21 protein-coding genes are annotated in these 18,114 nt (G+C 64.7%); 12 read left to right on the top strand and 9 right to left on the bottom strand.

Annotated features, from left to right (window positions below):
* Nucleotides 1-169: 169 nt before the first annotated feature.
* Nucleotides 170-1,114, top strand: a complete 945-nt coding sequence (locus LRS09_RS16205) for a helix-turn-helix domain-containing protein (RefSeq protein WP_257807849.1) — start codon at nt 170-172, stop codon at nt 1,112-1,114.
* A gap of 197 nt (nt 1,115-1,311) precedes the next feature.
* Here the strand turns inward: LRS09_RS16205 and LRS09_RS16200 are convergent, their stop codons facing one another.
* The 5 genes from LRS09_RS16200 to dapD form a co-directional block, all read right to left on the bottom strand.
* Nucleotides 1,312-1,548, bottom strand: a complete 237-nt coding sequence (locus LRS09_RS16200; protein WP_257807847.1) for an acyl-CoA dehydrogenase family protein — start codon at nt 1,546-1,548, stop codon at nt 1,312-1,314.
* The gene (locus LRS09_RS16195; protein WP_257807846.1) at nt 1,548-2,495 is read right to left on the bottom strand and encodes an acyl-CoA dehydrogenase family protein; all 948 of its coding nucleotides are present in this window, start codon (nt 2,493-2,495) and stop codon (nt 1,548-1,550) included. Before LRS09_RS16195 ends, LRS09_RS16200 begins: the two co-directional genes overlap by 1 nt.
* Before the next feature lie 262 nt (nt 2,496-2,757).
* Nucleotides 2,758-3,498: a hypothetical protein gene (locus LRS09_RS16190; RefSeq protein ID WP_257807845.1), complete on the bottom strand. Its 741-nt coding sequence runs from the start codon at nt 3,496-3,498 to the stop codon at nt 2,758-2,760.
* 4 nt (nt 3,499-3,502) lie between these two features.
* On the bottom strand, nt 3,503-3,880 hold the full coding sequence (locus LRS09_RS16185) for a DUF805 domain-containing protein (protein ID WP_257807844.1): 378 nt from the start codon (nt 3,878-3,880) through the stop codon (nt 3,503-3,505).
* A 3-nt stretch (nt 3,881-3,883) separates the two neighbouring features.
* On the bottom strand, nt 3,884-4,738 hold the full coding sequence (gene dapD, locus LRS09_RS16180) for a 2,3,4,5-tetrahydropyridine-2,6-dicarboxylate N-succinyltransferase (protein ID WP_257807843.1): 855 nt from the start codon (nt 4,736-4,738) through the stop codon (nt 3,884-3,886).
* A gap of 155 nt (nt 4,739-4,893) precedes the next feature.
* Here dapD and LRS09_RS16175 point away from each other — a divergent pair, with 155 nt between their 5' ends.
* The 3 genes from LRS09_RS16175 (at nt 4,894) to LRS09_RS16165 (ending at nt 7,196) form a co-directional block, all read left to right on the top strand.
* Nucleotides 4,894-5,745, top strand: a complete 852-nt coding sequence (locus tag LRS09_RS16175) for an LOG family protein (protein ID WP_257807842.1) — start codon at nt 4,894-4,896, stop codon at nt 5,743-5,745.
* A 59-nt stretch (nt 5,746-5,804) separates the two neighbouring features.
* Nucleotides 5,805-6,179: a DUF2946 family protein gene (locus tag LRS09_RS16170; protein WP_257807840.1), complete on the top strand. Its 375-nt coding sequence runs from the start codon at nt 5,805-5,807 to the stop codon at nt 6,177-6,179.
* 63 nt (nt 6,180-6,242) lie between these two features.
* Nucleotides 6,243-7,196 (top strand): DUF1775 domain-containing protein, encoded by a 954-nt coding sequence (locus LRS09_RS16165; RefSeq protein WP_257807839.1) that lies wholly within the window; start codon nt 6,243-6,245, stop codon nt 7,194-7,196.
* A gap of 6 nt (nt 7,197-7,202) precedes the next feature.
* On the opposite strand, the gene LRS09_RS16160 is transcribed toward LRS09_RS16165, so the two are convergent.
* Nucleotides 7,203-8,063 carry a DUF817 domain-containing protein gene (locus tag LRS09_RS16160; protein ID WP_257807838.1) on the bottom strand — a complete coding sequence of 287 codons (861 nt, stop codon included), beginning with the start codon at nt 8,061-8,063 and terminating at the stop codon, nt 7,203-7,205.
* Nucleotides 8,060-8,770: a pyrimidine 5'-nucleotidase gene (locus LRS09_RS16155; RefSeq protein ID WP_257807837.1), complete on the bottom strand. Its 711-nt coding sequence runs from the start codon at nt 8,768-8,770 to the stop codon at nt 8,060-8,062. Before LRS09_RS16155 ends, LRS09_RS16160 begins: the two co-directional genes overlap by 4 nt.
* 92 nt (nt 8,771-8,862) lie before the next feature.
* Between LRS09_RS16155 and LRS09_RS16150 the strand changes: the two genes are divergently transcribed.
* From LRS09_RS16150 to LRS09_RS16135, 4 genes are all read left to right on the top strand, one after another.
* Entirely contained in the window at nt 8,863-9,657 is a 795-nt protein-coding gene (locus LRS09_RS16150) for a GGDEF domain-containing protein (RefSeq protein WP_308240309.1), read from the top strand.
* Nucleotides 9,658-9,735: 78 nt separating this feature from the next.
* A complete protein-coding gene (locus LRS09_RS16145; protein WP_257807835.1) occupies nt 9,736-10,641 on the top strand; it encodes a DMT family transporter in 906 nt (301 codons plus the stop codon).
* Nucleotides 10,642-10,827: 186 nt separating this feature from the next.
* Nucleotides 10,828-10,995, top strand: a complete 168-nt coding sequence (locus LRS09_RS16140; RefSeq protein ID WP_176247478.1) for a hypothetical protein — start codon at nt 10,828-10,830, stop codon at nt 10,993-10,995.
* Entirely contained in the window at nt 10,992-12,431 is a 1,440-nt protein-coding gene (locus tag LRS09_RS16135; protein ID WP_257807833.1) for a GMC oxidoreductase, read from the top strand. The genes LRS09_RS16140 and LRS09_RS16135 overlap by 4 nt, the downstream gene beginning before the upstream one ends.
* 153 nt (nt 12,432-12,584) lie before the next feature.
* Here LRS09_RS16135 and argB read toward each other — a convergent pair whose 3' ends face one another.
* Nucleotides 12,585-13,481 (bottom strand): acetylglutamate kinase, encoded by an 897-nt coding sequence (gene argB / locus LRS09_RS16130; RefSeq protein ID WP_257807831.1) that lies wholly within the window; start codon nt 13,479-13,481, stop codon nt 12,585-12,587.
* A 525-nt stretch (nt 13,482-14,006) separates the two neighbouring features.
* On the opposite strand from argB, the gene LRS09_RS16125 reads away from it, so the two are divergent.
* The 4 genes from LRS09_RS16125 (at nt 14,007) to LRS09_RS16110 (ending at nt 16,227) form a co-directional block, all read left to right on the top strand.
* Nucleotides 14,007-14,729 carry an outer membrane protein gene (locus LRS09_RS16125; protein ID WP_257807829.1) on the top strand — a complete coding sequence of 241 codons (723 nt, stop codon included), beginning with the start codon at nt 14,007-14,009 and terminating at the stop codon, nt 14,727-14,729.
* A gap of 79 nt (nt 14,730-14,808) precedes the next feature.
* Entirely contained in the window at nt 14,809-15,366 is a 558-nt protein-coding gene (locus tag LRS09_RS16120; protein WP_257807828.1) for a sigma-70 family RNA polymerase sigma factor, read from the top strand.
* On the top strand, nt 15,363-15,791 hold the full coding sequence (locus tag LRS09_RS16115; protein WP_257807827.1) for a hypothetical protein: 429 nt from the start codon (nt 15,363-15,365) through the stop codon (nt 15,789-15,791). Before LRS09_RS16120 ends, LRS09_RS16115 begins: the two co-directional genes overlap by 4 nt.
* A gap of 1 nt (nt 15,792) precedes the next feature.
* Nucleotides 15,793-16,227 carry a periplasmic heavy metal sensor gene (locus LRS09_RS16110; protein WP_257807826.1) on the top strand — a complete coding sequence of 145 codons (435 nt, stop codon included), beginning with the start codon at nt 15,793-15,795 and terminating at the stop codon, nt 16,225-16,227.
* 356 nt (nt 16,228-16,583) lie between these two features.
* On the opposite strand, the gene LRS09_RS16105 is transcribed toward LRS09_RS16110, so the two are convergent.
* Nucleotides 16,584-18,080, bottom strand: a complete 1,497-nt coding sequence (locus tag LRS09_RS16105) for an amidase (protein WP_257807825.1) — start codon at nt 18,078-18,080, stop codon at nt 16,584-16,586.
* Nucleotides 18,081-18,114 lie beyond the last annotated feature (34 nt).

Below are 18,114 nucleotides of genomic sequence, written 5' to 3'. Positions count from 1 at the left end.
GCAGGTGTGCCATTGCTCTACGTCGGTTTCGACTTCAACGCGTCCGGTCTCGCCTGATCAGGGCATCGGTGGGACGTGAAAAATGCTGCGGGGCGCACGCCCCTGGCACAATTGTTGCTTTATTTCACGCGACTTCCCGGTGTTCCCGCAAGAACGTGGAGACGTGGGTGTGAAGACCTTCGATCTGGCGGAAATCAGGACGACGGAACGTTTCAGCTACTGGCGGGACGTTCTGTGCAACGTCTATGTCGCGCTCAACCCGGAACCGTCGTTCAAGACGGATTTCCTCGGGACCGTCACCGATCATGCGTTTGACGGCATCGGCATTTCCAACATCTCTTCGCTGAAACAGACCATCGCGCGCACGCCGCAAGGCATACGCCGCGATTCAGAGGCCTACTGTTTCCTCAATCTGCAGGTGGCCGGCACCTGCCGTGTCAGCCAGGCCGGCCGGACTGCCGTCACGACGCCGGGCGAGTTCACCATTGTCGACTCGTCGGAACCGTTCCTTCTCGACTATGTGAGCGACGAGTGGGAGCAATATTCATTCAAGATCCCGAAGCATGTCTTCGATTCCCATATCGGCCATGATCTCGTGGTCCGCACGGTCACGGGCCGGACGCCGGTCGGCAAGATCGTCGTCGATTTCCTCGCCTCGGTCGCCCGGACCCCGGAGAGTTTTCGCCACAGCTCGACCGACATGACGAAGTCGATCGTCGATCTTGCTGCCATGTCGCTGCGCGCCTCCGCGCCCGATGGCGATGACGGTCGGAACCGGACCTTCAGATCGGCTCTCCGCAATTCTATTCTCCGATATGTCCAGCTCAATTTCGCCGATCCGGAGATAGCACCGGCCAAGGTTGCCGCTCATTTCGGCATATCCACGCGCTACCTGCACAAATTGCTGGAGGAGCACGGCGAGACTTTCGGGCAGATCATCCTGGGAATGCGCCTCGAACGGTGTGCATCCGAACTGCGCGAGGGGAAGTGCCTCACGATTTCGGAAGCCGCCTTTCGATGGGGCTTCAACGACATGTCCTCTTTCAGCAGGGCTTTCCGACGGCATTTCGGCGTTCCGCCGAGGGACTACAGGCACCAGAGCAAGGGACTTTGACGCGGAGACAAGGTCTCCCGGCATAAGCCCTCCTCGCCTGCGCCTTCCCGTTCGTGACGCGTATGCCGCGCGTTCTCTTCCGCTTTGGCGCCGTCGATGTCCTGCGAGGCTGCCGGAGACGTCGGACCTGGTCGGTTCCTTTTGGCGGAATGGGTCCGACCGGATACAACTCCCTCCGGCAACCTTGCAGACGCGGCCTAGGCGTTGAAGGTCGCGTAAGGGGCCGTCAGCGAGCTGTAGGAAGGGCTCTTGATGATGCTGTGCAGGTTGCGTCGACGGGCACCCATGTTGCCGCCGTCATAGAGCGGGAAGCACATCGCATCGTTCATCAGCTCGGCCAGCGGATGCATATCGGTGTAGCTGTCCACGCCGACCAGGCGCATCGTATCGTAAACGACGTTCACGCAGGTTTCCGAGCAGAACACCTTCGTCATCACGGCAAGCTCGTGCTCGGCCCCCTTTGACCGGTCGCATGCTGATGGCACGCCTTCCAGGTCAGGTAGCGACAGGCTTCGATCTTCATCTTGATGTCGGCAAGCATGTAGCCGACCGTCGGATATTCGATGATCGGATGGGGCCCGGAGCGCGAGTCCTCGCGTGCGAACTGCAAGGCATGATCGTAGGCGGCCCGCATCACGCCGACACATGCGGCGCCGATCAAGGCCGCGGTCCAGGCGAAATTCGTGGAAACGATCTTGATCCCGTCGCCCGGCTTACCCAGGATGTTGTTTGCCGGCACCCGCACATTCTCGAAAGCCATCCGCGGAGAGATCGTCGCCCGGTGGCCGGCCGTATCGAGAAGCCCCGTGACCCGCACGCCGGGAGTGGCACCTGGAACCATGATCACCGCGAGAGATTCCTCGGCGTTCTTGCTTGGGTCCGTTCTGCACACGACCGCATAGAGGTGGCAGTTGTTTCCGTCCCAGCCGGTGCCGTTGGTGGTGTAGTGCTTGTGGCCGTTGATCACCCATTCGTCGCCTTCCAGCGTCGCGAAGGTGTTGACGCCGAACCGCGGATCAGGCGAGTCGAAGTTCGCGCCGCCGGTCACTTCGGTGAAGGCCAGGGCCCCCAGGCGCGTTCCATCTTCGGCGAAATCGGTGAGGAAGCGCTTCTTTTGCTCCTCGGTTCCAAACATCGCCACCGGCTTGATACAAAGGCCGCTCCCTAGCATGGCAGTCGGCACGTTCACATCGACGGCGGCCAGCTCTTCCGTGGCGAGCGCGAAATCGAGCGTCGCGATGTCGGAGCCGCCTACCTCCTTGGGTAGGAGCGCCTTCACGAAGCCCGCATCGACGCCCTGGCCGAAGAAAGGCTTGGTTGAATAAAAGCGCTCGTCGGGCTTGGAATACTGCGCGATCGTCTTGCGAACGTCCTTCAGCACCGAGTTTGCAAAGGCGCGCGCTCCGTCGCGGAGCGCTATCTGCTCAGCGCTCAGGTTGAAATCTATGCTCATGACATTCCCCTTCGTTGTTATCGCATTCTGGCGGACCTGCGCCGAGCAAACGGTCGTCGGCGTTCGCAGCGGGGCATGTCCGCCGGAAAGCCTAGCGGCCGCGGGGATACGCGGTCTTGACCGGGAGAGCCCGAAGACTTGACCTTGAAGGAACAGGCGGGAACTCGGCCGAGGACGGGCGAGCCCTGACTCAGCTAGGGCGACGGAGCGTGCCGGACTGCTCGGCGATCATAATGATCTTCTGCCAGATCTTGCGGGACAGATTGCTGCCCAGGCTCTCGACGTCGTTGACGGCCCGCACCACCACGTCGTCGTTGACGGACTGGGCGTAGAGAGCGGCAAACTTGCCGGTGATCGACAACATCTCCGTGCAATAGTCGAGATAACGCGACAGGTCGGCCGCGGCCAGCGTCCGCCGGGGCGAATGCGTCGATGGCTGGAACGCCGCCGACAGCGTCGCCGGGTCCTTGGTCAGCTGGTGCATGTCGATGACGTGGATCACCGAACGCAGCGAATGCAGGCCGGTGAACACCCTGCGGCGTTTCAACCGCGCCTCCATCTGGGTCAGCGTGATCATGCCGAGCCCCATCAGGAGCAGCGTGTTCAGTGTCGCCTCGATGCCCTGGACGAAGTCGAAGGCGCCGGTGTCGATCCGGTCGAAGGACAGGATGGTCATCACGAAGCCGATCACCAGCACGCCGATCAGGATCGTCGCCGCGGTGAGCACCCTCAGCCAGCGGATCGGTGCCTCGAGCTCTGTCGCCTCGCGGGCGATGTCCCTTCCAAGCGCGATCAGCTCGACAGCCACCTTGCGCAGGCCGGATTCGGGAAAGCGGTCGGCGATGCGCGCCTCGAGCAGTTCGGCGGTCGCAATCACCCGGGCGGCGTCGATGGTCCTGTAACGCGCCGAGGTGTCGAGACCGGACTGCATCGCGTCACCCCGGCGAGTTGGTTTCGGCGCCGTAACGGTTCGGCGCAGGATCGCCAGGCATGACACAAAGGACGATGAAGACCACGTAGGAGATCACAGGGACGAAAAGCGCAAGCGCATACGGGCCTGGCTTGCCCAGATCATGCACCCGTTTCACGCTCAATGCGAAAATGCTCCAGACCGACAGCAAGCCTATGAGAACAAAGGCGATCGCCCAGGAATCCGCCGCCTGGCTCTCGACCGGCGCCAGAGTGAAGCGGTAAAGCAGGAAACCGGGCACCAGATTTGCAAGCAGGCCTGCCAGAAGATAGGCCGCGCGACTAATGCGGCCGTTCATCCGCAAGAAGAGCCAGAGAAGCTGCCGCGCCGACAGGCCGCCCATCGCTCAGTCCCGCAGGAGATCGTTGATCGACGTCTTCGAGCGGGTTCCCTCGTCGACCCGCTTGACGATGACGGCGCAGTAGAGGCTCGGCCCAGGCTGGCCGTTGGGCAGAGGCTTGCCCGGCAGCGTCCCCGCCACCACCACGGAATAGGGCGGCACCTCGCCATACATCACCTCGCCGGTCGCGCGGTCGACGATCTTGGTCGACTTGCCGATGAAGACGCCCATGCCAAGCACCGAGCCCTCGCGCACGATGCAGCCTTCCACCACCTCGGAGCGCGCGCCGATGAAGCAGTTGTCCTCGATGATCGTCGGGCCGGCCTGCAGCGGTTCCAGCACGCCGCCGATGCCGACGCCGCCGGACAGGTGCACGTTCTTGCCGATCTGGGCGCAGGAACCGACGGTCACCCAGGTGTCGACCATGGTACCCGCGCCGACATACGCGCCGAGATTGACGAAGGACGGCATCAGGATCGCGCCGGGGGCGATGTATGCCGAGCGGCGCACGACGCAGTTGGGCACGGCACGGAAGCCGGCCTTCTCGAAGTCCATTGCGCCCCAGCCGTCGAACTTGGAGGCGACCTTGTCCCACCAGGCGCTGTCGCCGGGTCCGCCCTTGATGATCTCCATCGGGTTGAGCCGGAAGGAGAGCAGCACCGCCTTCTTCATCCACTGGTTCACGTGCCAGGTGCCGTCGGCGCCGCGCTCCGCGACGCGGATCTCGCCCTTGTCGAGCAGGTCCAGCGTCGTCTCGATCGCCTCGCGCGCCTCGCCGCGGGTCGTGGTGCTGATCCCGTCACGTGCCTCGAATGCGGCCTCCACCGTCTTTTCGAGGGAGGTCAGATCGGGCTTCGACATGGAAAACACTCCGTTAACGGCTGGACGGCTAGGCTGAAATCGCGCGGAACCTATGTCATGGGCATAGTGGGGTCAATTGCGCTTCGATCGTCGCCGGACTGTGGTCCCACGGCAAATCCAGGACGGACAGAGACGGTCGGGTAAGGAAACTGCTGATGAATCCGATGGATAAGAACGGCTGGACGCCGCTGCCTCATTCCGACGAGGATCTGGAGCGCGCCAAGGCGGTTCCCGACACGCCGCAGACGCGTGCGACGACCTACAGGCTCGCCTGGAACGACGAGGATTTCCTCACCCGCCGCGAGACGCGCGCGGTGCGCCTGCAGCTCGAACTGATGAAGCCGGAGATGATCCTGACGGAGCGCGGCATCCGCTCGACGGTGATCCTGTTCGGCGGTGCGCGCATTCCGGAGCCGGGCGGCCCGGCCTGGGCCGCGAAGAACGAAATCCAGGAAAAGAACCTCAAGGCCAACAGCCACTACTACGACGAGGCGCGCAAGTTCGCCCGGCTCTGCTCCGAACATTCGGCCGGCTCCTATCACCGCGAGTTCGTCGTGGTGACGGGCGGCGGGCCTGGCGTCATGGAGGCGGGCAACCGGGGCGCGGCGGATGTCGGCGCGCCGTCCATCGGCCTCAACATCGTGCTGCCGCACGAGCAGGCGCCCAACCTGTTCGTCACGCCGGAGCTCTGCTTCAACTTCCACTATTTCGCGATCCGCAAGATGCATTTCATCATGCGCGCCAAGGCGGTAGCGATCTTCCCCGGTGGCTTCGGCACCATGGACGAGTTCTTCGAGACGCTGACGCTGATCCAGACCGGCCGCATGGAGCGCGTCCCGGTCATCCTGTTCGGTCGCGATTTCTGGTCGCGCGCGATCAACCTCGACTTCCTCGCCGAGCAGGGCACGATCTCGCCCGGCGACCAGGACATCATCGACTACGCCGACACCGCCGACGAGGCATGGGACGTGATCAGGACGTTCTACGGCATCGAACAGCCAGTTTGACGCACTGGCGCGGCCACGCCGGGCGGGTTATTGCATGCCCTATGCGGGATCGGGCGACAGTGTCGTGGTTTGCAAGGCTGAGGCGCGACCGGCGCCTCTTCGCTTTGCTCGCGCTCGTCCTGATGATCGGCCATTCCGTGCAGCCGCTGGCGGTTGCGCAGGCGAGCAGCAACGGCCATCTCGTGATCTGCACGATGCTGGGCGCGGAGCCGCTGCCGGATGGCACGCCGATTCATCACGACGACTGCGGCGAGTGCGTCCTCGGCGCCTGGGGCCTCAAGGCAATGGCCAAGGCGATCCTTGCCTCGGCGCCGGCCTGGGAGCCGATCCCGGCTGTCGCCATTGCCCTCTTCCCCGTCACCGACGACCGCGCGCCTGCCTCCCTGCCGCCTGAACGCCCTCCGGGCATACGCGCGCCTCCCCTCTCCGCCTGATCAGCCATCGGCCTGCGCGACCGCGCGGGCCGTCATGACTTTTCAGACGCGAAAGGAGACATCATGCGTCGTCATATCCTTCCCCTGGCCGCAGCCTGTGCGCTCACGGCCGTTTCCATCGTAACCGCCTTCGCCCATTCCACGCTGGAAAGCGCCGAGGCGCCGGCCGGATCCTACAAGGCCGTGGTCCGCATTCCGCACGGCTGCGACGGCCAAGCCACCAACACGGTCAAGGTCGACCTGCCGGAGGGCTTCATCGGTGCGAAGCCGATGCCGAAGGCCGGCTGGCAGCTCGCGGTCGAAAAGGGCGACTATGCCAAGGCCTACAAGCTGCACGGCAAGGACGTCTCGTCGGGCACCAAGACCGTCACCTGGAGCGGCGGCGACCTGGCCGACGACTTCTACGACGAGTTCGTCGTCAGCGGCACGCTCTCGGCCGAGCCGGGCACGCGGCTCCCGTTCATCGTCACGCAGCTCTGCAAGGACGGACAGGTCGCCTGGAACGAGATCGCGGCAGAAGGTCAGGATCCGCATTCGCTGGAGCGCCCCGCTCCCTTCGTCACCATTGCAGCGGCATCGGGCGGCGGACACGACCACGACGGCGCAGCGGCCGACACCGTGAAGGCCGGCGACCTGACGCTCTCCGGCGGCTGGCTGCGCGCCATGCTGCCGGGCCAACCCGCTGGCGGCGGCTATATCACCATCACCAATGGCGGCGCGGCGGCGGATCGGCTCGTCGCCATCTCGACTCCCGCTGCCGGCAAGTCCGAGATCCACTCGATGGAGATGAAGGACAACGTGATGGTGATGCGCCCGGTCGACGGCGGGGTCGAGATCCCGGCCGGTCAGACCATCGAGCTCAAGCAGGGCGGTCTGCACCTGATGTTCACGCAGGTCACGGAGCCGTTCAAGGAGGGCCAGTCCCTGCCCGTCACGCTCACCTTCGAGAAGGCGGGCAAGGTCGAGCTCACTTTGCCGGTGAAGTCCGCGACCGGCGGCAGTGGGCACCAGCACTAAACCTGCTCAGTGAGCCTCGTCTCTCGGCCCCCGCGGCCGGTGGACGAGGCTGACCAGCATGAACGAGATGATCATCAGGAGATACCAGGCGCCCAGCTTCGACAGGGAGACCGGCGTCCAGCCGTCCGCCTGCGAGGGGTAGATCCACGCCCGCGACCACGTCGCGATGTTCTCGGCGAACCAGATGAACAGCGCGACCAGCAGAAAGCCGACCAGCAGCCGCATCTGGTGGGTGTGCCGGAAGACGCGATAGTGCACCCGCGTCCTGCGGAACAGGACGAAGGCGAAGGCGAACAGGCCCCAACGCGCGTCGAAGATGAAATGATGGAGGAAGAAGTTCGCGTAGATCGCGGCCGCAAGCACGGCCGTCGCGGCGATCGACGGATAGTCGGTGTAGCGCATGTCGAAGATGCGCGTGATCCGGGCGATGTAGGAGCCGACCGCGGCATACATGAAGCCCGAGAACAGCGGCACCCCGGCGATGCGGAAGAACGCCTCCTCCGGATAGATCCACGACCCGGCGCTCGTCTTGAACAGTTCCATCGCGGTTCCGACCAGATGGAAGATCAGGATGACGACGGCCTCCCTCGGCGTCTCCAGCTTGAAAGCCAGCAGTGTCGCCTGGATCGACAGCGCCGCGAGGAAGAGGAAATCGTAGCGCTCGAGAGGCGCATCCTGCGGCCAGGCGAGCGCGGTGACGATCATGATGGCGAGCAGCGCGCCGCCGAACAGGCACGCCCACGCCTGCTTCAGCCCGAAGACGACGAATTCGACCAATGCGCCGGACACGCCGCCTTGCGGCAACCGGTCGAGCACGCGGTGCGCGGCCGCGTCGATCCGCGCCTCGACGGAAGTGAACCGCTTCAAGCGGAAGCCTGTCCCAATATGGTACGCAGGAACCCGGTCAGATCATCGGTGACGTAGTCGACCTCGTCGTCGAGCGCCGGGTCACGCTCCCAAATCTCGGAGAAGGTCGGCTCGAAGTTGTTGGGCACGATCAGCACGGTCGTCATGCCGAGCGCCTTGGGCACGACAAGGTTGCGCGCCAGATCCTCGAACATCACCGCGCTCGGACCGGCGACCTTGTGCAGCTCGACGAATTTCTCGTAGGTGCCGCGCGCCGGCTTCGGCGTCAGCCCGGCTGCCACGATGTCGAAGATGTCGTCGAACTCGTCCAGCACGCCGAGCTGGCGGGCCGTGCGCTCCGCATGGCCGCGGTCGCCGTTGGTGAAGATGAACTTGCGGCCGGGCAGCGCCTTGATCGCCTCGCCCAGCACCGGGTTGGGTTGGACCCAGGAATAGTCGATGTCGTGCACCTTCTGGAGGAAGTCGTCCGGATCGATGCGATGCAGCTCCATCAGCCCGTTCAGCGTCGTGCCGTATTCGAGATAGAGCTGCTTCTGCAGCTTGCGCGCATCTTCGCCGGACAGCTTCAGCAGCTCCGACACATAGGCCGTCATCTTCACGTCGATCTGCGAGAACAGGTTCGTGTGATGCGGATAGAGCGTGTTGTCGAGGTCGAAAACCCAGTCGGTGACATGGGCGAACCTGGCGGGAGCGGGACTGTTGGTCATGCCGCTCCATACTTCATGGCGATGGCGGTCGAAAAGCGGCAATCGGGAAACGATCGATCCACGATCGTTAAAACTTTACGGATCGACTGAACGTGAATTTCAGCCTCATCTGCGATCACGCCGCCATGGAACGCAGTATGGTCTCGATCTTCATCAAGGCAGGGCTGGCGACGGTGCTGTCGATCATCGCCTCGCTGGCGGTCGTCGCCGGGATGGGCATCGGAATATCCGGCGCGTCCCTGTGGCTGCCGATCCTGTGTCCGCTGGTCATCGCCTTCCCCGCGAGCGCCTTCACCTACTGGCAGCAGCAGCGACTGCAGGTGCTCAACGACCAGCTTCGCGCCGCCCATGCCGCGCTGGAGCAGGCGAACGCCAGGCTGGCCGAGAAGGCGCGACGCGACGCGATGACCGGCTTCCTCAATCGCGAGGCGTTCTTCGCCACGCTGGAGGCCACCCGGCGCAGGTCGAACCGCGGCGCGCTGCTGCTCGTCGATGCCGACCACTTCAAGCGGATCAACGACAATTACGGCCATCTCGTCGGCGACGACGCCCTGATGGAGATCGCCGCCGCGATCAGCCGCGCGACGGGCGAGACCGACATCGTCGGCCGCATCGGCGGCGAGGAGTTCGCGGTTTTACTCTCCGGCACGGATGTCAGCCAAGCGGAACACGCCGCCGAGCGCATACGTGCCGAGGTCGAGGCGATCGGCTTCATGCCGAGCCAGGGACGGACGCTGCAGCTCACCATCAGCATCGGCGGCACGATGTGCTGGCCGGACGCCAGGATCGGCGAGCTGATGCGACAGGCCGACCGCCAACTCTACCGGGCCAAGAATGCCGGCCGCAACCGCGTCATGTTCGAGACCGAGAAGCGGCTGGCGGCATGAGGCGGCGTCGCAGGCGCATTGCAAGACTCGCACGATAGAGACTAAGACCCGCGGCGGACATTCGCCCCGGGGGCTCTCTTGGAACTGTGGATACCCATCACGATCGCGTCTGCGTTCCTGCAGAACCTGCGCTCGGTCGGCCAGAAGCACCTCAAGGGTGTGATGGGCACGACGGGCGCAACCTTCGTGCGCTTCGGCTTCGGCCTCCCCTTTGCCGTCCTCTACACCGTCATCCTCAACCGCGCCGGCGGCTATACCTTTCCGGCGATCTCGGCCGAATTCCTCGGCTGGGTTGTCGTCGGCGGGCTGACGCAGATCGTCGCGACATTCCTGCTCGTGCACCTGTTCTCGTTCCGCAACTTCGCCGTCGGCACTGCCTATTCGCGCACCGAGCCGGCGCAGGCAGCGCTGTTCGGCCTCGTCTTCCTCGGCGAGACGGTGACGGCGGGCACATTGATGGCGATCGCGGTGTCGGTGTTCGGCGTGATGCTGATCTCCGTCGCGCACGCAGCGCTCACCCTGCGCAACCTCGTCACCACCACCTTCTCACGCACGGCGCTGATCGGGCTCGCCTCCGGCACCTGCTTCGGCATTTCGGCGGTCGCCTACCGGGCGGCCTCGCTGTCGCTCGGCGGTCCCACCTTCGCCATGCAGGCCGCTGTCACACTGCTGGTGGTGATCTCCTTCCAGACGCTCATCATGGCGCTGTGGATGCTGGCGCGCGACCGCGCGGAGCTGTCCCGCATCGCGGCCGCCTGGAAGCCGTCGCTGTTCGTCGGCTTCGTCGGCGCGAGCGCCTCGTTCGGCTGGTTCATGGCGATGACGCTGCAGCAGGCGGCCATCGTCAAGGCGCTGGCGCAGATCGAGATGATCTTTACCTTTGCCTCGTCGGTGTTCTTCTTCAAGGAGAAGATCAACCGTTTCGAGACCATCGGCTGTATCTTGATCGTCTGCGGAATCCTGTTGCTTCTGGTCGTTGATTGACGGTTAGCCATTCCGTCGAAAGATTTTCCGGGCGCATGGCTCCGGTAAGGATTTGAAAACCATGCCGGGCGTGAATGGCCCGGAAGCCCGATAGCCAACCAGCAGTGGCACGCTTCTGGCTTGAGCAGATGCAGGCGTGCCGAATTGAACCGGCAGCACCGAATGTATCAACCCGGGACCGCAACGATGACACGATCCGAGTCACCCCTGCCCAAGACCAGCCGCCGCGGCATCCTCAAGGCGCTTCTCTTCGCCCTGCCCGCCATCGCCCTCTTCAAGTATATCCGCCCGACCCAACATGACGACATTGTCGAGGTCGACGGCTGGATCCTGAAGCGGAGCGACCTCGCATGATCTTCGAGGACATGGCCGCCTACCGGGCGGCGAGCCACGCCCCGCGCGTCGCGATCGTTGGCGGCGGCGTCGCCGGCATCACCATTGCCCGCAAGCTCGATGCGCGCGGCATCCCCTGTGTGCTGTTCGAAGCGGGCGGCGAGGAGATCACCGAGGAGTCGCAGGACTTCTACAAGGGCGTCACCGTCGGCGACCAGTATTTCGACCTGGACGTGACGCGGCTGCGCTATCTCGGCGGATCGTCGAACCACTGGGCCGGCTGGTGCCGGGTTCTCGACGCCTACGATTTCGAGCCGAAGTCCTGGATCCCGAACTCGGGCTGGCCGATCCGTCACGCCGACATCGAGCCCTTCCTCGACGAGACGCGCTCGATCCTCGGCCTGCGCGAGTTCAAGCCGACGCATGCGCTCACCGACAATTTCGGCCGCATGGACCTGATCAAGAGCGACGCGGTCCGTTTCGGCACGCAGTTCCGCGACGAGCTGGAGGCGAGCCGCAACGTCGCCGTCGTGCTCAACACCACCGTTCTGGAACTCGCCGGCAACGGCAAGGCCGTCACCGGCGCGAAGCTCTACTCGGCCGGCGCCCCGGCGGGCGACTTTACCGCGCCCTATTTCGTCGTCGCGACGGGTGGGCTGGAAAACTCCCGCCTGCTCTTGTGGTCCAACGCGCAGTCGAATGGTGCCGTGGTCCCGAACGCCAAGGCGCTCGGCCGCTACTGGATGGAACATCCGATGTACTGGGCCGGCAACGCCTTCATCACCAACAAGGACGCGCTCGAATTCGACGAGGACGGCGAGTGCTTCATGATCCCGACGCCGGAAGCGCTGGCAGCCCGCGGTCTGGCGAACTTCCACATCCAGCTCGAGACCATGCCCTATCACGGCACCAAGAAGATGATCGCCGAGATGGCCTGCTACGCGCCGCGTTTCACGGAATGGGTCTCGACCGCGATCGGCATGCATCTGCAGTGCAGCGCGCGCGTCCACATCGACTGGGAGCAGCCGCCCATCGAATCGAACCATATCGCCCTGTCCCAGACCGAGCGTGACGCGGCGGGCGTGCCGCGCATGGAGCTGCACTGGAAGAAGGGCGACCTCGACCGCAAGACGCTGATCGAATCGATGCGCCTTTTCGGCGAGGACATCGCGCTCAAGGACATCGGCCGCCTGCACATCAGCGACTGGGTGCTGAACGGCGAGGACTGGCCGACCGACATGGAGCTCGCCGGCAACCACCACATGGGCGGTACCCGCATGGGCACCGACCCGGCCACCAGCGTAGTCGACGCCGACAGCCGCGTGCACGGCATGGAGAACCTCTACGTCGCCGGCTCGTCCGTCTATTCGACCGCCGGCCAATGCACGCCGACGACCACGCTCACTGCGCTCTCACTGCGGCTGGCAGAGCACCTGGCGCGGACGGTGGCGTCGTAACCCAATGCTTGATCATACCGGAGGCCGAAGGCCATCCGGTATCCATTGCCGGTTCGAGTCTCGGCGGAAGCCAATCGTATACAAGAAAGGTTCTCGGATCGCCTCTGGCGTCCGGGATGACTTTCGCGCAGGTGCGGCTCCGCGCCTTCCGCCCTACGGCACGATGAGCGTTCCCGCGCCGTGCTGGGTGAACAGTTCAAGCAGCACCGCGTGCGGTGTCTTGCCGTTGAGGATGACGACGCCCTCGACGCCGCGCTCGATCGCCTCGATGCAGGTCTCCACTTTCGGGATCATGCCGCCGGAGATTGTGCCGTCGCGGATCAGCGCCTTGGCTTGCGCGACGGTCAGTTCGGCGATCACCTTCTTGTCCTTGTCCATCACCCCCGGAACGTCGGTTAGGAACAGGAGGCGCGTTGCGTTCAGCGCACCCGCAATGGCGCCCGCGAAGGTGTCGGCATTGATGTTGTAGGTGTGGCCGTCGCGGCCGGGCGCCACAGGCGCCAGCACCGGGATCATCTCCGAGCGGGCCAGAAGGTCGAGCAGCGTGCGGTCGACCTCGACCGGCTCGCCGACGAAGCCCAGGTCGAGCACCTTCTCGATGTTCGAATCGGGATCGATCATCGTCTTCTTGGCCTTCTCCGCGAAGACCATGTTGCCGTCCTTGCCGCAGAGCCCGATCGCCCATTCGCCCTCGGCGTTGATAAGCGCGACGATCTCCTTGTTGATCGAGCCGGCGAGCACCATCTCGACGATCTCGACCGTCTTCTGGTCGGTAACGCGCAGCCCGCCCTCGAACTTCGATTCGATGCCCATCTTGTTGAGCATCGCGCCGATCTGCGGCCCGCCGCCGTGAACGACGATCGGGTTGACGCCCGACTGCTTGAGCAGCGCGATATCGCGCGCAAAGGCCTGGCCTAGCGCCGCGTCGCCCATGGCATGGCCGCCATATTTCACCACGACGGTCTTGTTCTCGTAGCGCTGCATGTAGGGCAGCGCGTTGGAAAGCAGGCGCGCCTGCATTTCGGCGGTGGCGGCAGTATCGGTCGTCATCAGGCGGTCCCGGCTGGAGAGGTCGGCGGCGTTCTAGCGCAAGAATGCGACGGGTTCAAAGCATCTGCGCGAGACAACTCCGCCGGCAGGCTCACCGGCAGCGTTTCACTCTCCGCACGACGTGCCTGTCGCCCACTCGAATGTAATCGGTCTCGATCCAACAGTGCTCTGGTCGGACGATCACCACGTCGACTGGCCGCGGCAATGGTGAAACCACCCGGACCGGACCGGGCCTGGGCGCGACGATGACGACGTCGGCGGCCGGCGCCAGCCGGGTCGAGCCGACAACGGCCAGGGCGGAGAGAAGTGCTCGTATATACCGCATGAGGATGCTCCCGTTGAAGATGCTCCAGATACGCGAGCGCGGCATAAATCCCTCGAAGGCGCTGCCGCGATTTAGGTCGCGAAGGAAATCCCGGGTCGGACCGTATTAGCGGCATGTCCCGATCAAGGGCTTCCAATCGAAGGGTCTTCTTTATGCATAATAGTGTCGTGCGTACCGTTGCACTTGCCTCCTGCATATGGGTGGCTGCCTGCTTCGCGGCGGCAGCCGCCGATCCGACCGGCGATCTCGAGTCACCTTCGGTCGATCGCTTTGGCGGGGCTGCCGTCCGCTCATGGCGCGGCTTCTACGCCGGTATAAATGCAGGTTACGGCGCAGCATCGAGCGATGAAGTCGACGCTCAGGCATTTCCGGACATGGCCCCGATCCTGCTGGGCTCGCTGTCGCCTGAGGGGTTCTCGGGCGGGCTCCAGGCCGGTCACAACTGGCAGACAGGCCACCTTGTCTTTGGCGTCGAGGCCGATATCCAGGTTTCGGACCTCCGTGACGAAACAACCGCCGCTGCCTTTGACCAAACGCTCGGCACGAGCTCTACGAGCCTAGACTGGTATGGCACGGTGCGGGCGCGCGTGGGCTACGCCGCCGGGCGTAATCTCTTCTACGCGACCGGCGGCTTTGCCTATGGCGGGCTGGACGGAACGATCGATCTTGCAGGACAGGACGGCTTCACCGCCACCCTCGTCACGCCCGACAAGATCGCAACCGGATACGCGGTCGGCGCCGGCTACGAACGCGCGGTGACCGAAACCATCTCGCTGCGCGGCGAATATCAGTTTGTCCATCTGGCGCAGACGGCCAACGGCAGCGTCATCGACCCTTCCGGCACCGACACCGGCGTTGTCGGATCGAGCAATGTCGAACTGAATGCGCACACAGTCCGCATCGGTCTAAACCTCCACTTCTGATCATGTCGAGCCGCGGACGGCCTTTTTCGTGTATGCTCTAAGGCGTCGATCGGAGCGGCTCGTGGCGGTGGCGGACGACGTGCAAGACTTGGACGACGAGACCCTTGTGCTTGCCGTCGTGCGAGGCGACCAGCGTGCGTTCAGGGTTCTGATGGACCGTCATATGGGCCGCTCTATCCGGTTCACGGCCCGGCTGGTCGGCAATAGTGCCGATGCGGATGAGATCGCGCAGGAGGCGTTCATAAGGGTATGGCGCCATGCCGCCCGCTTCGATTCTGGCCGCGCGCGCTTTTCGACCTGGCTCTACCAGATCCTCACCAATCTTGCGCTCGACCGCCGTCGCAAGCGGCAGCACGAGGGGCTCGCGGAGGTGGAGGAGGTGGCCGAGGATCGGCCGGCGGCGGACGACATATTGATAGACCTGGAACGACGTCGGCTCGCCGCCGCCGCCATCGCATCTTTGCCTGACCGGCAGCGCGCGGCGGTGGTGCTGTTCCATCTCGATGACGTGAGCGTTCGGGACGGGGCGTCCATCCTCGGAGTATCGGAGAAGAGTTTCGAGTCGCTTCTGACCCGCGGCCGCAGTGCATGCCGAGACTACGTGAACTTGATCTGGAAGCAGGGAGAGCAAAGATGAACGAAGATGACTTCCGCGAGCTTGCCGAGACATTCGGCGCCGACATCGAGCGCTGGCCCGAACGATTTCGGAGCGAAGCGACGGCAGCGGCGCGCCAGCCTTGGGCGGCGTCGGTCCTGCGCGAGACAGCGCTGTTCGATGATTTCATCGGCACGGCTGGCCCAGTCGTAGAGAAACGGCGTGCGGAACGGTCAATCGCGGCGGTCAACGCCCGTATCGCCGCACAGGCGAACCAGCCTCTGCGGTTCACATGGATTCGCTCTCTCGCAAGCCCCCTCGCGGGCATGGTCGCCGCCGGCCTCCTTGGAGCGTATCTCGGCCTTTCGGGTGTCACGGTGTCGGGAGCGTCCGACGCAAGCCTTTCCGACCTTCTTGCAGCCGCGTTCTCATACAGCGATCCCTCTTTCTTCATGATGGGAGGCTGACATGCCAGGCCGGCGCGCCCTCGCGGTGCTTCTCCTCCTTTCTGTCGCCGTCAATGTCTTCGTCGTGACCTACTGGGCAGCATCGGCGACCCGCAGCCGGATGGGGCTGATTCAACCGGTGCCGATGGCGATGGCCTACCGAATCGCCGAGCACCTCCCCGAACCGGCCTCCACGAACCTTAGGGCGCGGCTAGACGCCCTCAAATCCATGGCAGACCATCAGATGTCGCTGTACAGCGATGCGCTGGCGCGGAGCGCTGCGATCCTGGAGCAAAAGGAGCTGGATCAGGCAGCGCTCCGGGCGGCGATCGACGAAGCAAGGCAGCACCGGAGCCAGATCGGCGACGCACTTACGGATGCGTTCGTTTCGACGGTGGCGGAGCTTCCGGCCGAAACCCGTAAGCGATTGGTCCAACGGTTCATGGACAAGAACTGACGACGGCGGCGCGAAGGTCTGCCCTCGCGAAGGGTCTGCCCTGTCGAAGCGTATCATCAGCATCAGGAGAACATATCGATGAAACGCATTCACCGCCTGCCCCGTCTGCGATACATTTTTCCGACCGCTTTCGCGATTGTCCTTGCCTCACTGTCTGGTCTTGCGCAAGGCGCCGCGCCCGAGCCGACGAGCGAGCAGCGCGCCGCGTGCATGTCTGACTTCCGTAGGTTGTGTCCGGAGTACACGCCCGGGCGGAGGACGCGTAAAGGCTTGCTTTGAGGAGAATCTCGCTGACCTATCGCCGCTCTGCCGGGAAGCCTATGAAGCCCGGCGATCCGATGCCGGCAGAAAGTGACCTATCGCGGCATCTCCAGCCGCGCACGCCGCCTGTCCCAGCCGGAAATCCGTTCCAGCTGCCCGGCGAGGCTGTAGAGCGTCTCCTCGTCGCCGGGGCGGCCGGCGGCCTGCACGCCGAGCGGTAGGCCGGTCTCTGTCAGGTGCACCGGAAGGGCAATGGAAGGCTGGCCGGAGATGTTCTGGATCGCCGGCCAGTGGGTGAACCAGAGGCTCTTGTCCAGAAGCTGGCCGAAGAACTGCGGGAGCTTGAGCAGCCAGGTGAGCCGCAGCCTGTCGAGCAGGTTCTCGATGAGCTCGTCTGCGCCCTTGGGGTTCATCGCGCCGACGGCGAGCGGCGGGTGCGCGATGATCGGCATCAGCACGGCGCTGTATTTCGCCGTCTCGGTGATCAGCTGCCGCGATGCCGCATGCAGGCGCTCCAGCGCCGCATAGGTCTCGCCGGCGGTCCGCAGCTCGCCGTATCGGCCCAGCACCCGCGACGCGCGCTCGACATCGCCTGCGATGTCGCGGCCGTTGCGGACGCGCTCCATGCGCAGCAGGCCGGCAACGGCGGAGGCGACGCTGCCGGCGAAATCCGCCATGAACTGGCGATCGATATAGGGCAGGTCGATCTCCTCGACCGAATGGCCGCCCTCACGCGCCAGCGCCACCGCCGTGTCCAGCGCGGCCAGCGTCTCCTTCGAGATTTCCAGCCCGAGCGGCGAGCCGCGGTAGACGGCGAGCGTCAGCCTTCCAGGATCGCGCGCAGCGGCTGCCGCGAACGTTCCCTTCGGCGGGCGGGCAGCATAGGGTGCCAGCGGATCGGGCCCATGCGTCAGGTCGAGCAGCGTGGCGCTGTCGCGCACGGTGCGGCTCACCGCATGGTCGACGACGAAGCCGTACCAGCTCTCCGTCACCAGCGGCGACAGCGGCACGCGGCCGCGCGAGGTCTTCATGCCGACGAGGCCGGTGCAGGCGGACGGCACGCGGATCGAGCCGCCGCCGTCCGAGGCATGGGCGGCCGCGACCACGCCTGCTGCGACGATCGAGGACGACCCTCCGGACGAGCCGCCCGTCGTATGCGCCGTGTTCCAAGGATTGCGGGTGACGCCGAACGCGGCCGATTCCGTCATCAGCCTCAGACCGTATTCCGGGGAGGTGGTCGTCGCGATCGGGATCAGCCCGGCGGCGCGGTAGCGCTCGGTGAGAACGGAATCGAAGTCCGGCACGAACACCGGCGCGCGGCTGCCGGAATGGGTTGCTATGCCTTTCTGGGCGATACCGAGATCCTTGATCGCGAAGGGCACGCCGGCGAGAGGCGCGTTACGGTCGACGGTCTTCGCGGCGGCCCGCGCGTGCTCATAGGTCTTCTCCGCCACGCAGTTGATCTGCGGATTGACCTTCTCCAGCCGCGCAATCGCGGCCTCGACGAGTTCGGAGGGCGATATGTCCCCCTTCCGCACCAGTTCGGCCTGCCCCACCGCGTCGTATTCCCACAAAACCCGTTCGGCTGACATGGCGCGCTCCCCCCGTTCCTCGTCGACGCTACCC

The organism is Mesorhizobium sp. J428 (assembly GCF_024699925.1).
In the GTDB taxonomy this organism is placed as follows: Bacteria; Pseudomonadota; Alphaproteobacteria; order Rhizobiales; family Rhizobiaceae; genus Mesorhizobium_A.
The sequence above is the reverse complement of the archived record's forward strand: the minus strand, read 5'-3'. Positions and strand labels throughout refer to the sequence as shown.

What these genes read in the sequence shown, in the direction of transcription:
- LRS09_RS16165 (WP_257807839.1), top strand. Translation starts at nt 6,243, where the DNA reads ATGCGTCGTCATATCCTTCCCCTGGCCGCAGCCTGTGCGCTCACGGCC.
- LRS09_RS16140 (WP_176247478.1), top strand. Translation starts at nt 10,828, where the DNA reads ATGACACGATCCGAGTCACCCCTGCCCAAGACCAGCCGCCGCGGCATC.
- LRS09_RS16115 (WP_257807827.1), top strand. Translation starts at nt 15,363, where the DNA reads ATGAACGAAGATGACTTCCGCGAGCTTGCCGAGACATTCGGCGCCGAC.
- LRS09_RS16105 (WP_257807825.1), bottom strand. Translation starts at nt 18,080, where the DNA reads ATGTCAGCCGAACGGGTTTTGTGGGAATACGACGCGGTGGGGCAGGCC.
- LRS09_RS16185 (WP_257807844.1), bottom strand. Translation starts at nt 3,880, where the DNA reads ATGGGCGGCCTGTCGGCGCGGCAGCTTCTCTGGCTCTTCTTGCGGATG.
- LRS09_RS16200 (WP_257807847.1), bottom strand. Translation starts at nt 1,548, where the DNA reads ATGACGAAGGTGTTCTGCTCGGAAACCTGCGTGAACGTCGTTTACGAT.
- LRS09_RS16135 (WP_257807833.1), top strand. Translation starts at nt 10,992, where the DNA reads ATGATCTTCGAGGACATGGCCGCCTACCGGGCGGCGAGCCACGCCCCG.
- LRS09_RS16190 (WP_257807845.1), bottom strand. Translation starts at nt 3,498, where the DNA reads ATGCAGTCCGGTCTCGACACCTCGGCGCGTTACAGGACCATCGACGCC.
- argB (WP_257807831.1), bottom strand. Translation starts at nt 13,481, where the DNA reads ATGACGACCGATACTGCCGCCACCGCCGAAATGCAGGCGCGCCTGCTT.
- dapD (WP_257807843.1), bottom strand. Translation starts at nt 4,738, where the DNA reads ATGTCGAAGCCCGATCTGACCTCCCTCGAAAAGACGGTGGAGGCCGCA.
- LRS09_RS16155 (WP_257807837.1), bottom strand. Translation starts at nt 8,770, where the DNA reads ATGACCAACAGTCCCGCTCCCGCCAGGTTCGCCCATGTCACCGACTGG.
- LRS09_RS16110 (WP_257807826.1), top strand. Translation starts at nt 15,793, where the DNA reads ATGCCAGGCCGGCGCGCCCTCGCGGTGCTTCTCCTCCTTTCTGTCGCC.
- LRS09_RS16175 (WP_257807842.1), top strand. Translation starts at nt 4,894, where the DNA reads ATGAATCCGATGGATAAGAACGGCTGGACGCCGCTGCCTCATTCCGAC.